Source organism: Paraburkholderia terrae (assembly GCF_002902925.1).
Lineage (GTDB): Bacteria > Pseudomonadota > Gammaproteobacteria > Burkholderiales > Burkholderiaceae > Paraburkholderia > Paraburkholderia terrae.
On the sequence record NZ_CP026113.1, the window covers coordinates 2,103,334 to 2,117,198 of the forward strand.

Here is a 13,865-nt window from a genome sequence, read left to right on the forward strand (position 1 = left end):
TGGGAGTTAGCTCCCACCTCACGCGAAGCAATCGTTCTTATGTGGTGCAGTAGCCGCGTGGCGCGTTACGCCGGCACAGCACCCGCCGACTTGCGCATCCTCGCAGCGAGCTTCACTGCCTCGATGATCTCGGGATACGCCGCGCAACGGCACAGATTACCCGACAAAAAATGCCTGATCTCGGCTTCCGTCGGATCGGGATTGCGATCCAGCAGCTGACGGCTCATCAGAATAAAGCCTGACGTGCAGAAGCCGCACTGAAACGCGCCGCATTCGATGAAAGCCTGCTGCACGACATCGAGCTCGCCGTCCGCATCCAGATGTTCGACCGTGCTGACCTCACCGCCGTCGGCCATCGCCGCGAGATACAGACACCCCGATACGCTCTCGCCGTTGACGATCACCGTGCAGCAGCCGCACAAGCCTTGTCCGCAGCTCTCGCGCGCGCCGTACAGCGCGAACTGCTGGCGCAGCACCTCGAGAATGGTGTGATGCGGCTCGATCTCGGCGCTCACCCGCTCGCCGTTCAGCGTGAAATGAATCGTGATGGAAGTGGCACTCATGAATTATTCCTCGGATAGCGGTTCGTTGCACGCGGCGCGCAACGCGCGGTAGACACTCTCGGGCGTGAGCGGCAGCGACTTGAGCCGCACGCCGACGGCATCCTCGATCGCTTCGGCAATCGCCGACGCCACGCCGAACGTCGCGCTTTCGCCGACGCCCTTCGCGCCGAACGGCCCGTTGTGCTGCACGGAATCGACGGTTTCGCGGCCAATCCTGGCCGGAATGTCGTGGATGCCCGGAATCTTGTATTCGGCAAACGACGCATTGCGCAGTTGCCCCACTTCATCGAACTCCATCCGCTCGAAAAGCGTGATACCGAGTTGCATGATGGCCGCGCCGGAAATCTGCGTATCGACGACCTTCGGATTGATGGGCGTGCCGCAATCGACCACATTCTCGAAGCGCAGCAGCCTGAAATGCCCCGTCTCCGTATCCACTTCGACTTCGACGCCGCAGCCGCCCACCATCCAGTTCGGCGTGATGTTTTCCGATTGCCCCGTCTCGTGCGCCGGCGATTTGTAGCTGGGAATGAAGCTGCCAATACCGACGATATTCCCCGCCTGCATCCCGTACTTGCGGCGCAGCAGTTCGCCCGCGCGAATCGCGGGCACGGGCGGCAAGCCCAGTTCGTCGGCGAGTTCGGCGAGCTTGCGGTTCGCGTCCTCGGCGGCGAGACGCACCGCGTGGCCCATATGGAAGGTCGAGCGCGAGCCGAGCGTCGCCATGTCGTACGGCGTGACGTCGGTGTCGGGGCGCATCACCTTGATGCGTTCGGCGGGAATACCCAGCACGTCGCCCGCCATCAGCGCGATCGCGGTCTCCGACGCCTGGCCCATGTCGACCGTGCTCGAATAGACCGTGCAACTGCCGTCGCCCGCGAGGCTCACCATCGCGACCGACGTTGTAGGCGCAACCAGCGCCTTGAAGCCGATGCCGATGCCTCGCCCGCGCAGCAGCGTGCCCGTGCCGCGCTCGAACGGCGCGCTCCAGTTCATGCGCTGCGCGACGCGTTCGAGCACGAGATCGATCGCGGCATCGTGCATCGGCGTGCCCGTCGCATGCGGACGCCCTTCGTGCAGAATGTTGCGGCGGCGGAATTCGAGCGGATCGATGCGCAGTGCGCGCGCGATCATGTCGGCGTGACTCTCGTACGCCCACACCATCTGCGGAATGCCAAAGCCGCGAAACGCGCCTGCAGGCGGAAGATTCGTGTACACCTGATACGAATCGATCCACACGTTCTCGATATCGTACGGACCCGACGCGGTGAAGCCTGACTTCTGCGTGACCCGCGGCCCGATATCGGCATACGCGCCGCCGTTCCACCACACTTCGCACTTGCGCGCGGTAATCTGGCCCGCTTCGTTCACGGCCGTTTTCATGCGGAAGGTGGTGGCGTGCTTGGTGATCGTGAAGAACTGCTCTTCCATCGTCAGCGATATTTTCACCGCGCGCCGCGACAACAACGCCAGCGCGACCACGAGCGCTTCGAGCTTGATGTACAGCTTCGCGCCGAAGCCGCCGCCCAGCAGGCCCGACTTCACACGCACGCGGTTCTCGTCCCAGCCGAGCAGGCGCGCAATCTCGATGCGCACGAATGACGGGCTTTGCGATGCCGTATGCACCGTTAACATACCCGAGCCGAGATCGGGCTCTGCAAGCGACACCATCGGCTCGAGCGGCGTGTGCATGACCTGCTGCGTCGTGAACGTGTCCTCGAACACACGCGCCGCTTGCGTGAAGGCAGCGTCGACATCACCGCGCCGCAACTGGAAATCGAGCGCGACATTCGTGCCCTTGCGTCCCGCCAGATGCTTCAGATCGGGGAACGTGCCCGCCGGGCGCAGAAAATCGTGTACCAGCACGTCCGATTGCGCGGCCTCGACCTCGTTGAACACGGCAGGCAGTTCTTCGTACTCGGCCATGATCAGATGCGTCGCTTCTTCGGCGATATGCGGATCCGCCGCGAGCACGACGGCCACGGCCTCGCCGATATAGCGCACCTTTTCCAGCGCGAGAATCGGCTGGTCGTGAAATGCCGGGCCGAAATACGGCTCGGGTATCACCTTTTTGACGTCCTCGCCCGTGTAGACGGCGAACACGCCTTCCAGCTCGCGCGCAGCGCTCGTGTCGATGCTGACGATCCTGCCGTGCGCAACCGTGCTGCGAAAGATCTTGCCGTACAGCATGCGCGGCAGCACGAGATTGTGGATGTACTCCGCGCGGCCCGTCACCTTCGAGCGCGCTTCGAGCCGGTTCAACGCGCGGCCCACCTGTTTTTGTGCTGGCTGTTCTTCCAGCGTCGTTTCAATCTTCATCAGGCATGACCCTCGAATGGGGCAGCGCGGCCTTCTGCGGCGGCGAGCGCCGTGCGTACCGCGCGGCCCAGATAGACCTTCAGCAATTGCTTCTTGTAGCTCGCCGAGCCGTGAGGGTCGCCAACGATGTCGAGTTGCGCCGCGCCCGCTTCGCCCGCGTCGCGCAGGATCGCGGAATCGTCGGGCGAGGCGCCGCGCAGCAGCGTCTCGGCTTGCGTGAGCCGCGTCGGACGGTCCGTCGCCGCGCCGACGATCACGCTCGCGCGATCGATCTGCCGCCCCTTCATGTCCAGCACGACAGCGACGCCAAGCGCGGGCCAGTCGTGTGCCGCGCGCGTCGTGACCTTCATATAGGCGGCGGGACGTCCTGCTTGCGGCGGCACGATCACTTCGGAGATCAGCTCGTCGCGGGCCAGCACTGTCTCGTAGTAGCCTGTACACAGTTCTTCGACGGGCACCGTGCGCTCGCCGTTCGGACCGGTGATCGTCACGCGCGCGCCGAGCGACGTCAGCACGGGCGGCATGTCCATGTGCGGATCGGCGTGACCGAGATTGCCGCCGATCGTCGCGACGTTACGCACCCGCACGTTCGACAGCGTGCGCAACGTGCGCGACAGCAGCGGCCAGCCTTCCTTCACGAGCGGTGAATGTTCGAGCGTCGCGAGGCGCGTGAGCCCGCCGATATGCAGCTCGCCGTTCGCGCCGGCACGAACCTGCGCGTATTGCGGCTCGATATCGCGGAGGCTGACGAGGCGCGTCGGCCGCAGCACGCCCGCTTTCATCATCAACATCACCGCCGTGCCGCCGCCGACCGGGCGGATATCCGGGTCTTCCGGATCGAGCAGCGCGATCGCTTCGTTCAGCGAGCGGGGCCTGGCGAGCTCAAACGGAATCATCTAATGCACTCCTTGTTTCTGAATGGGCCTAGCGCGCGCAGCCGGCGCGATCGAGCAGCGCGTGCAGTTCGCGGGCCACGATATCCGGCGTCTCGAGCGGCGTGAGGTGCCGCGCCTGCGGGATTTCCGTGAAGGTTGAACCGGCGATACCTTCGTGCAGCGCGCGCGCCATCGCGGGCGTCGCCGCGTAGTCTTCTTCTCCGACGATCACGCAGGTCGGCACGCGCACGTCGCGCATCAACGCACGCCCGTCGAACGAGCCAAGCATGCGGCCCGTCGCGGCGAACGGCGCGACTTCGTTGCGCAAGAACGTATCGACACAGCGCTGCACGACGTCGGGATGTTCGGCGCGAAAGGCGTCGCTGAACCAGCGCGTCGTCTGGAACTCGACGAGCGGTGCGAGGCCGCCCGCTTCCGCCTTCTGGGCGCGCGCGTCCCAGTCTTGTGGCGCGGTCTCGCCATACCACGCGGTCGTGTCGATCAGACCCGCGGCAATCGTATCGGGATAGGTCGCGGCGAACTCCAGCGCGACGCAGCCGCCCATCGACGCACCCGCGATCAGCACGTTGCGAAAGTCCGTGGCGCGCACCACGTCGTACACGTCCTGCGCCAACAGCGACACGGTGTACGGGCCGGCCGGCTTGTCCGATGCGCCGTGGCCGCGTGCATCGATGGCGAGCACGGCCGCGCGCGGCATCAGCCGCTCGACGACGGGCGTCCAGAAGTGACGGTCCATCGCGAGCGAATGCACGAGGACCACGCGCACCGTGTTTTCTTTTCCGCCATAGAGGTTGTAGCCGATGCGCGTGCCGTCCCGCACGGTGACGTGGGACGAGACGACATCGGGACTGATCGGTTGATTCATTGCGTGCTCCGCAGGCTGTCAGGTGCTATCGAATGAGGTGCTACGAAATGCTGTCGGGAATGGGCTGGTGTCCGGCTCTCCGAACTCGCAGAGGGATATTGCTGGCTGGCGGATGACGCGGCAAACGACGATCTTTCATGCAACGCATGAAAAGTATTCATTGGCTGCGAACGGGCGTTCTAAGCCATGTGCAGCGATCCGCCTGTGTGCATCGCATGTGGCGTGGGGATGAATTTCTCTCATGTGCGGCATGAACAATTAGCGTTTGCCCGTCGCCTGGCTCGCCGTCAATCTTGCTGCCAGAGCGTGCCGTTCCATGGCCACGCGCTGCGCGAGTCCGCGCTCCCGTGGTTCTCTATCCGCCTCTCAACCAGTAAGGTCGAATGCCGTGAACTTCACCAGGAAAGTGCTGAACTCGCAGTGGGTCCGTCCGCTGCTGCTGATCGTGGCGATACTCGTCGTGTGGGATCTCGTGATACGCATCTTCAAGATCCCGCCGTACCTCGTACCGACGCCCGAAGCGATCATGCGTCAGATCGCAACGCAATGGTCGATGCTGCTGCAGGAGTCGCTGCCGACGCTTTACGCAACGCTCGGCGGCTTTGCACTGTCGGTGCTGATCGGCGTGCCGATTGCGATGCTGGTTGCAGCGTCGCCGGTAATAGAAAGCTATCTGTATCCGCTCGTCGTGTTCTCGCAGAGCATTCCGAAAGTGGCGATTGCGCCGCTTTTCGTCGTGTGGTTCGGGTTCGGTCTCTTTCCGCGCATATTGGTAGCGTTTCTGCTCGGCTTCTTTCCCGTGGTCGTATCGACGGTGATGGGTTTCAAGTCTGTCGAGAAAGACCTGATTGATCTCGCGAAGTCGATGGGCAGCTCGCCTGTGAAGACGTTCTTCAAGATCAGCCTGCCGCATGCACTGCCGTCGATCTTCTCCAGCATGAAGGTATCGATCACGCTCGCCGTGGTGGGCGCCGTGGTCGGCGAGTTCGTCGGCGCGAACTCGGGCCTCGGCTTCGTGCTGCAGCGCGCGAACGGCAACTTCGACCAGCCGCTGATCTTCTCCGCGCTCGTGGTGCTGTCGGTGATCGGGGCGCTGCTGTTCGTCGCGATCGACATGCTGGAGCGCATTGCGATTCCCTGGCATGCGTCGCACCGCACGCGCTCACTCGGCCGCGCGTGATGCGAGTGTTGCGGGTGTTGTACCCCGCGCGCTTCGAATACCCAATTAAAACCAGGCAGGAGACGACATGAAGTCCAGAAGGTTATCGCGCATGGCAGCCGCGCTGAGCATTGCGGCGATCTGTTGCGGCAGCACGGCGGCCTATGCCAAAGACTCGCTGACGATGATGCTCAACTACACGGTCAACGGCGCCGTGGCACCGTTCTACCTCGGCAAGGTGAAGGGCTACTACGACGCCGAAGGCATCGATCTGAAGCTGATGGAAGGACACGGCTCGGGGCCGACCGTGCAGGCCGTCGCGACGCACAACGTCGACATCGGCTACGCCGACTTCAGCACGATGGTGAAAGTGGCCGCGATGGGTGCGCCCGTCAAGGCAATTGGTGTGCTGATGCAGGAGAACCCGACCTCCGTGGTCGGCCTTGCGGAAAAGAACATCAAGACACCGCAGGACATCAAGGGTAAAACCGTGGCCGTCGCGCCGGGCGATGCATCGTCGCAGCTCTGGACGATGTTCATGAACAAGGTCGGCCTGAAGGATTCCGACTTCAAGACCATCACGGGCAACCCGCAGACCACCATCAACGCGGTCATTACGGGCCAGGCCGATCTGCTCGTCGGCTTTGCGACCATTCCTCTCATCTCCGTCGAGCAGGCCACGAAGAAGCCGGCGCGCGCAATACTTTTTGCCGACTACAACGTGAATGTCGCGACGCTGAGCATCATCGCGCGCGACGACATGATCAAGGACAACGCCGACCTGCTCAAGCGCTTCATGCGCGCGACCGCGAAGGCGGTGAACGACAGCGAGAAGGACCCTGCTGCCGCCGTCGATGCATTGCTGAAGACACTGCCCGCAGCTGGCTCGCGCGACACGATGATTCGCACGCTCAAGGCGACGATTCCGTTCTACCGCACGCCAGACACCGAGCAGGCGCCGATCTTCCACGTCAGTACGAAGAACATCAACGATTCGGTGGCCTCGATCGTGCAGTACAGCAAGCTCGATCCGTCGGCGAACGTGCCCGCGAAGTACTACACGGGTGCATTCGTTCCCTGAGCCGCGCCTGAACCATCGCGCCCTTCCCTATTGTTCATCTGAAACCGGCCCCGCTATGACCACTGTACTGAAGCTTGATGAAAAGCATTACCGATCGTCCGCACCGATGCCTGCGAAACCACTGATCGAGTTACGCGGCGTCACCAAGAGCTACCGCAGCGCGCAGGGGATGATGCAGGCGCTCAGGCCGCTCGACTTCGAGATCCGCGAGCAGGAGTTCGTGTCGATCGTGGGGCCGTCTGGATGCGGCAAGAGTACCTTGTTGAAGATGGTCGCGGGGCTTGAAGAGATTTCGTCTGGGACGATGACGCTGTCGGGGCAGCCGATTCGCGGGCCGCAGAAGAATGTCGGGATTGTGTTTCAGAGTGCTGTGTTGCTGGCATGGCGGAATGTGCTGGACAATATCTTGCTGCAGGCTGAGATGCGGCGTATGCCGAAGCGCGAGGCGCGCGAGAAGGCGATGAAGCTGATTGCCATGGCGGGGCTTGGTGGATTCGAGGAGAAATACCCGTGGCAGTTGTCGGGTGGCATGCAGCAGCGGGTTTCTATCTGTCGCGCGCTGCTGCACGAGCCGGCTGTGCTGTTGATGGATGAGCCGTTCGGCGCGCTCGATGCGATGACGCGAGAAAGTATGAATATGGAGTTGCAGCGGATCTGGTTGGAGTCGAAGAAGACTGTGCTTTTGATTACGCATAGTATTCCGGAAGCGGTGTTTCTTTCTGATCGGGTTTTGGTGATGTCGGAGCGGCCGGGGGCTATTGCTGCGATTTATGATATTGAGTTGCCTCGGGCGAGGTCGTTAGAGGTTATGGCTACGCCCGCTTTTTTGCATTACACCAAGACTATTCGGGCGCATTTCAATGCGCAGGGGTCGTTGGACGAGCATTGAGGTTCGGTTTTGGTTTTTTGTCTGCGACGCTATGGGCGTCTCTGTCTTTCGCGGCGCGGGTGTCGCTGATCGGTCGGTTTGCTTTTTTCGCTAGCATCCGCGTTTTTCATTCGCGTTTCATGCGTCGCCATTCGGTGTTTTGGCCTTTGCGCGGGCATCCGCGTTTTGTCTTCGCGCTTCATGCGTCGCCGTTCGGTGTTTTGGCCTTTGCGCGGGCATCCGCGTTTTGTCTTCGCGCTTCATGCATCGCCGTTCGGTGTTTTGGCCTTTGCGCGGGCATCCGCGTGATGACTTACCCCTTCACGCGTCGCCCCTGTGCGGGGCGGCACCTACTTTTCTTTGCCGCCGCAAAGAAAAGTAGGCAAAAGAAAGCGGCTCACACCGCCAGCCCGTGTTCTTATCCACGGGCCCCCAACGTCCCCACGCTTCACACGACAGTGCCCTGGTCGGTGCTCGTTGCCAACGCTTCGAATGAACGCCTCACCCGCTTCGAATACCCGCACACGTGCTAGCGGCAGCGAATGGTATGTGCCGCCCAGGTGGCAAACTGTGTGTAGGTTGTCGAGTCGTATAGCGTGGCGCTCTTACATGGAGGTATGCGCGCGCTATCGGGTCCGAAGTGAGGCGTGCGAGGCACTACGGCCTACACACAGTTTGCCACCTGGGCGGCGGTGGAATAGCTGGCATGGCGTGCTTTAGTGCGGGAGTGTGAAGCGGGTGAGGCGCACCGCAAGAGCGCTGGCAACGAACGTGGGTCACGTGGTTGCCGCGTGAAGTGTAAGAACCTCTGGGGGCCCTCAGGCAAAAACTAGAACTGGCGGTGTGAGCCGCTTTCTTTTGCCTACTTTTCTTTGCGGCGGCAAAGAAAAGTAGGTGCCGCCCCGCACAGGGGCGACGCCTGAAGCACGCTAACGAATCGCGGATGCCAGCGCAAAGGCTAGAACAACCAAACCGACCGCGCCGCGAAGGCAAAGCGCGGATGCCAGCGAAAACGCAAGCACACCGAACGGCAAAACCCGCGCCACAAAGACACAAGCCCCACTGCCAGCGCGCCGCCCCAAAAACCCCAAAACCCAAGCGCGCCAGCGCAACCCCTAGAACCAGTGATTAATACCAAACGAAACACCCGTCTGCTTCTCATGCTGAGACGGATTCAAGGTCGCATTCGTCACATACACACCCGTGAAATGCGTATAGTCGATATCCGCATAAAGCTCAGTGCGCTTCGAGAGCAAATAACTCACCCCAAGAATAGCGACATCCTTTCTGCCGTCCACTCCATTCGTCTTGTTCTTGTTGTCATAATAAGCCGCGGTCACGTTAAAGAAAGGCGTCATCTGAAACCGCACCCCACCCCATAAATACTGATTCCGCGTCATGCTATGCACGCTAGCCGGAACGTCCTGCAAATTCAGCGAATACCCGGCCATCACATCGACGGGCCCGACCGTTACCGTCCCACCCGCGGTGTACTGATCGTTGCTGAAGTACTGACTCGACGTAGCCGACAATGGATTGGACTTGTGCGTATAGCCAGCGCCCAGCTTGAACAGTTGCGTGCGGTAATTCACGCCACCCGCCAACGTCGAGCCATGCGCTGCACTACCCGGCACGCCACCGAGCGCATATTCCCCACGAATCACCCAAGGCCCGAAAACACCACGATAGTTGATATCGTTATCGTCGCGGCCCGTGTTACCACCCGAAACCGCCGTCGATTCAGTAATGCTCAGGTAATGAAAGTCGAACGGCTCGAAATCCTTGATCAGATAATGCTGCAGCGTGAACTGACGCCCCATGTCGATCTGGCCGAATGGCCCGCCAAACCCCACTGTCGATGTGCGCTGAAAGAGCTGATTACTCGTATTGTTGTTCGCCCCCGTCGACAGCACGTAGCCCGCTTCCAGATTGAAGCGCACATAATAGCCACCGCCGATGTCCTCCTTGCCTTCGAAGCCCCAGCGGTTCGAGTTGTAAACGCCGTTGGACGCCATCGATAGCGCAGCGCCCCCTGACTTGGTTCCGTTCACGAGATTCCGTAACCCGCCATCCAGAGACCCATACAACGTGACGCTGCTCTGCGCATGAACCGCGCCGCCCGAAAGTCCAAGCAAAGTCAACGCTGTCAGCGAACGCCTCAGGCTGCTTATGCGCGCCGCGGAAACTACTCCTCCTTTTTCGTCCATATCTCCTCCATCAATGTCGTTGTATTCATGTGGCGGGACGTGCGGGACGTGACGCTTCCCGCGCCGTCCACCGTGGATGTGCGTCAGCGTCCCGCGTGTACTGCCGTTCGATGTTCTGTCCGTTCCTGTCGGCAAATCATCGACACCCACGCGAGACGCTCCGCTGATGCTGCTCTGGCAGGACCGCTTTCAGCGGCCGCTTACATGTCCTTCTTTTCCTCGAAGTACCAGTCCGAGTCCTTGTTGATCCATTCGGGACCCACGCGTTGACGCGTCTGTTCTTCACCCGTCTTGAAGTACTCGCTGTTCACCGCGCGCTGCGCCATCGCTTCGTTGCGCTCGTCCCAGTCGCCCATCGACACGCCGTACCACGGCCATTCCGGACGCAGCGCCGGCAAGCCCAGCTCTTCCCAGATCGCCTTTGCGTTTTCCATGTAAGGCTTGGTCGGCAGCGACAACGGCGGCAGTTTCTCCTTGCGCGTCGCATTCATCAGAATCACGCCGTCCACGGCGTCGTCGCCGCGCTGCGCGCCCGACGTGCGCGGGCCATGCCCCGTGTCACGCCCATGCAGGATCTGCACGTCCTTGATTGCATTCATCCGGTAGCTCATCGACCAGAAGATTGCGTCGCTGTTCTCCGGGTTGATGTCGTTGCTGACGGCCACGACCAGCTTGCCGACGGCGGGCTGTAGCGAGGCAGCGCCCATTAGCGCGCGCCAGATCTCCGTTTCAGTGGCCTTCTCGCTGAAGACGACAATCACGAGCTTGCGCAGATTCGTGAGTGGCTCGTGCATCACGACCTTTTCCACGCTGGAAATACGCAGCGAGTTGCGCAGGTGATCGAGGAACAGCGGCTCGAACGCAACTTTCTTCACCAGCGAGCTTTCGCTCGGTGTCACCTGGCTGATGATCGACACAAGGTGCGCATTCTTGCGGCGCGTAATCGCCGTGACGTTCATGTACGGATTGAATTCCTGCAGGTTCACGTGTCCGTGCGACTCGCCGAACGGACCTTCCGGTTCGAGCGTATCCGTCGGAACGAAACCTTCAATCACGATCTCGGCGTCGGCGGGCACGAGTAGATCATTGGTCTTGCACTTCACGACGCGCAGCGGCTCGCCAAGAATCGCGCCCGCCACGCCGAGTTCGTCCACGTCGATCGGCAGCTTCTGCACGGAACAGAACGACACGGCCGGATGCCCGCCAATCACCAGTGCGGCGGGCATCGGTTTGCCCATGGCCTTGTATTTGAGCCAATGCTGATAAATGCCCTGCCCCATTTCAATCGACGGATTGCAGCCGACCCGACGCTTGCCCTTGATCTGCCCGCGATACGTGCCCATGTTCTGGATGCCGTTCTCCGGATCGACGGAGATGTATTGCGAGCAGGTCGTGTACGGCGCGTTGTCGAAGCCCGGCGTCGAAATCGGAATCGGCAGATGTTCGAGACCCTGTCCGTCGACGTCGAGATCGTCACCGATGAAACACACTTCCTGGCACGGCGCTTCATCCACGGTGACGGGATCGATCGGGTGCCCCTTCGCGTACTGCCACTTCTTGCCAATTTCGTCGACGGGTACGCCCATACCGATCGAATACACCTCCCGGTTGATCGACAGCGCGCCAACGACGACAGGCAGTTCGAACCGGCGTCCCTTGCTGTCGACGACGTTATGGAATACGAAGGCCTTGCGATCCGATTCGGGAATGCCGCCGCGCAACTGCCAACGCACGAGCGGATGCAACTCGGTGTCCTTGTTGATCTCGCGATGGACGTGGATGACGAGACCTTTTTCTTCCAAGGCCTGCAAGTGTGTCTGGAAGGAAGGGAAATTTTTCATGGTTGTCCGGTTAATGATCAAGGGGAATGCATCGCAAACCGGCCAGCCTCACGGATTCGCCTGTCGGATTGCATGGTGTGAGTCGAGCAAGGGTCGCCGTCACATGAGGTGCCCGGGCAGCACGGCGGCAGACAAGTACCGCTGTTCGGCAGACGCTGCTTGACGAGTCGCGCGGCATGACATGCGGGACTGTGAGCGCAGACTGAGCCAGAACCTGTCCCCTCGCAAACGGTGATTTCTCATGTGCGCCATGAACGGATTTCATCCGTGGCAGAGCGCGGCGTCATAGGCCGCATGCGCGTCCAGACGATGAAAAGGCTTCATGCCACGCATGAACAGATTTCGTTTGAAGCGCATCGGCGCGTCATTCAATCTTCATGGAGGCGTATGCCGCCTGTCGCGCACATGTTTTCGTGTTGATGGGCGCACGGCATACGATGCATCGCGAAGCGGCACACGCATGCGCGGCACAGGTTCAACGAGAGACGATAGATATGGAACGACGCAAACGTATCGTGGTGGGAATCAGCGGCGCTTCAGGCGTGATCTACGGCGTCCGGCTGCTAGAGATGCTGCGCGAGCTGAATGTGGAATCGCATCTCGTCATGAGTCGCTCGGCCCAGATGACGCTAGCGTATGAAACGGATCTGCGCACAGCCGACGTGCAGGCGCTGGCTCACGAACACTATCCGAATGCCGATATCGGCGCCGCCATTTCGAGCGGTTCGTTTCGCGTGGACGGCATGGTCGTCGCGCCCTGTTCGATGAAGACGCTCGCGGAGATCGCGACGGGCAACACGGGTTCGCTGTTGTCGCGCGCCGCGGATGTGATGCTCAAGGAGCGTAAGCGGGTTGTTCTGATGGCGCGCGAGACGCCGCTGCATCTCGGGCATCTGCGCAACATGACGGCCGTCACGGAAGCGGGCGCCATTATCTATCCGCCCGTGCCTGCGTTCTACGCGCGGCCCGACAGTCTCGAATCGATGATCGATCACACGCTCGGACGTGTGCTCGATCTGTTCGATATCGATACGGGTACAGTCAAGCGCTGGACAGGCGAGTTCACCCATCGGCTTGTCAGCGTCGCGAATGGATGACGAGCTCGAACGGGGATGGCATCCTCGTTCGTTCCCGTAGTCGGACGCTATCGATGGCGGAAGACGGGAGCGCGCTTGGCGAGAAATGCAAACATGCCTTCCTTTTGTCCTTCGGTGGCAAACGCAGCGTGAAAGAGTCGGCGCTCGTGCAGCACACCTTCATTCAGAGGCGTCTCGAACGCCCGATTGACCGCCTCTTTCGCAAGCCGCACCGCAGGCAGGTTGTACCCAGCGATGGTATGCGCCGCCTCCAGCGCGGTTTGCAGTAACTCGGTTGACGGAACCACCCGCGCCACGAGGCCGGCTGCATATGCCTCGTCGGCACGCAAGTTTCTGCCGGTGAGAATCAGGTCCATTGCCAGCGACTTGCCAACGGCGCGGGCCAAACGCTGAGAACCGCCAATACCGGGCAAGATCCCGAGCTTGATCTCCGGTTGCCCGAATTGGGCATCATCGGCCGCGATGATAAAGTCGCATGCCATCGCCAGCTCGCATCCGCCGCCCAGCGCATAGCCGCCAACCGCCGCGATGATCGGTTTCGAGATCGTTCGAATGCGGTCCCACTCGGCGAAAAGGTCGTTCGCGTGCCATTCGGCAAAGGTCTTCCCGGCCATTTCCTCGATGTCGGCACCTGCCGCAAACGCACGCGCATTGCCCGTGATGACGATCGCGCCAATTCCTTCGTCTTTGTCAAACGCGCTCAACGCTGCGAGCACTTCGCGCGACATCTGCACGTTGAGCGCATTCAACTGCTTTGGACGATATAGCGTGATGAGTCCAACGCGCTCTCTTCGATCGATCTTGATGGTTTCGTACGTATCGCTATCCGATGTGCCTTTACCGCTATCTGCATTCACGCCCCCAGCAGCGGGTCCGGTATTCGTTTCGATCACTTCCATTTTGCTTTGCCTGGCGGATGCGCCACGTACTGCGGGAACTTCGGTCGACATTGTTTCACCTGTCAGTTCA

Annotated in this window: 11 protein-coding genes; 4 read left to right on the forward strand and 7 right to left on the reverse strand. The window is 61.1% G+C overall.

Translation table 11 applies throughout. The features are described from left to right. Positions 1–65: 65 nt before the first annotated feature. Genes C2L65_RS39160 through C2L65_RS39175 form a run of 4 tightly spaced genes read right to left on the reverse strand, consistent with a single transcriptional unit; the run spans position 66 to position 4,643 of the window. On the reverse strand, positions 66–563 hold the full coding sequence (locus C2L65_RS39160; RefSeq protein ID WP_007744061.1) for a (2Fe-2S)-binding protein: 498 nt from the start codon (positions 561–563) through the stop codon (positions 66–68). A gap of 3 nt (positions 564–566) precedes the next feature. Further along, positions 567–2,882: a xanthine dehydrogenase family protein molybdopterin-binding subunit gene (locus tag C2L65_RS39165; protein WP_042305183.1), complete on the reverse strand. Its 2,316-nt coding sequence runs from the start codon at positions 2,880–2,882 to the stop codon at positions 567–569. Then, positions 2,882–3,778: an FAD binding domain-containing protein gene (locus C2L65_RS39170; RefSeq protein WP_042305184.1), complete on the reverse strand. Its 897-nt coding sequence runs from the start codon at positions 3,776–3,778 to the stop codon at positions 2,882–2,884. The genes C2L65_RS39165 and C2L65_RS39170 overlap by 1 nt, the downstream gene beginning before the upstream one ends. 28 nt (positions 3,779–3,806) lie before the next feature. Beyond that, positions 3,807–4,643, reverse strand: coding sequence for an alpha/beta fold hydrolase (locus C2L65_RS39175; protein ID WP_042305185.1), 837 nt, complete (start codon positions 4,641–4,643; stop codon positions 3,807–3,809). A 388-nt stretch (positions 4,644–5,031) separates the two neighbouring features. Here C2L65_RS39175 and C2L65_RS39180 point away from each other — a divergent pair, with 388 nt between their 5' ends. From C2L65_RS39180 to C2L65_RS39190, 3 genes are all read left to right on the forward strand, one after another. Then, complete coding sequence (locus tag C2L65_RS39180) at positions 5,032–5,823, forward strand: ABC transporter permease (RefSeq protein ID WP_042305186.1); 792 nt, start codon at positions 5,032–5,034, stop codon at positions 5,821–5,823. A gap of 67 nt (positions 5,824–5,890) precedes the next feature. After that, positions 5,891–6,883 (forward strand): ABC transporter substrate-binding protein, encoded by a 993-nt coding sequence (locus C2L65_RS39185; protein ID WP_042305187.1) that lies wholly within the window; start codon positions 5,891–5,893, stop codon positions 6,881–6,883. A gap of 55 nt (positions 6,884–6,938) precedes the next feature. Beyond that, on the forward strand, positions 6,939–7,772 hold the full coding sequence (locus tag C2L65_RS39190) for an ABC transporter ATP-binding protein (protein ID WP_081920775.1): 834 nt from the start codon (positions 6,939–6,941) through the stop codon (positions 7,770–7,772). A gap of 1,094 nt (positions 7,773–8,866) precedes the next feature. Here C2L65_RS39190 and C2L65_RS39195 read toward each other — a convergent pair. Then, positions 8,867–9,958 (reverse strand): porin, encoded by a 1,092-nt coding sequence (locus C2L65_RS39195; RefSeq protein ID WP_007586860.1) that lies wholly within the window; start codon positions 9,956–9,958, stop codon positions 8,867–8,869. Positions 9,959–10,158: 200 nt separating this feature from the next. Continuing rightward, positions 10,159–11,799, reverse strand: a complete 1,641-nt coding sequence (locus tag C2L65_RS39200; protein ID WP_042305188.1) for a UbiD family decarboxylase — start codon at positions 11,797–11,799, stop codon at positions 10,159–10,161. Positions 11,800–12,293: 494 nt separating this feature from the next. Between C2L65_RS39200 and C2L65_RS39205 the strand changes: the two genes are divergently transcribed. Next, the gene (locus tag C2L65_RS39205) at positions 12,294–12,896 is read left to right on the forward strand and encodes a UbiX family flavin prenyltransferase (RefSeq protein ID WP_007586853.1); all 603 of its coding nucleotides are present in this window, start codon (positions 12,294–12,296) and stop codon (positions 12,894–12,896) included. A gap of 47 nt (positions 12,897–12,943) precedes the next feature. Here the strand turns inward: C2L65_RS39205 and C2L65_RS39210 are convergent, their stop codons facing one another. Beyond that, positions 12,944–13,846: an enoyl-CoA hydratase gene (locus C2L65_RS39210; RefSeq protein WP_233446653.1), complete on the reverse strand. Its 903-nt coding sequence runs from the start codon at positions 13,844–13,846 to the stop codon at positions 12,944–12,946. Positions 13,847–13,865: the final 19 nt, after the last annotated feature.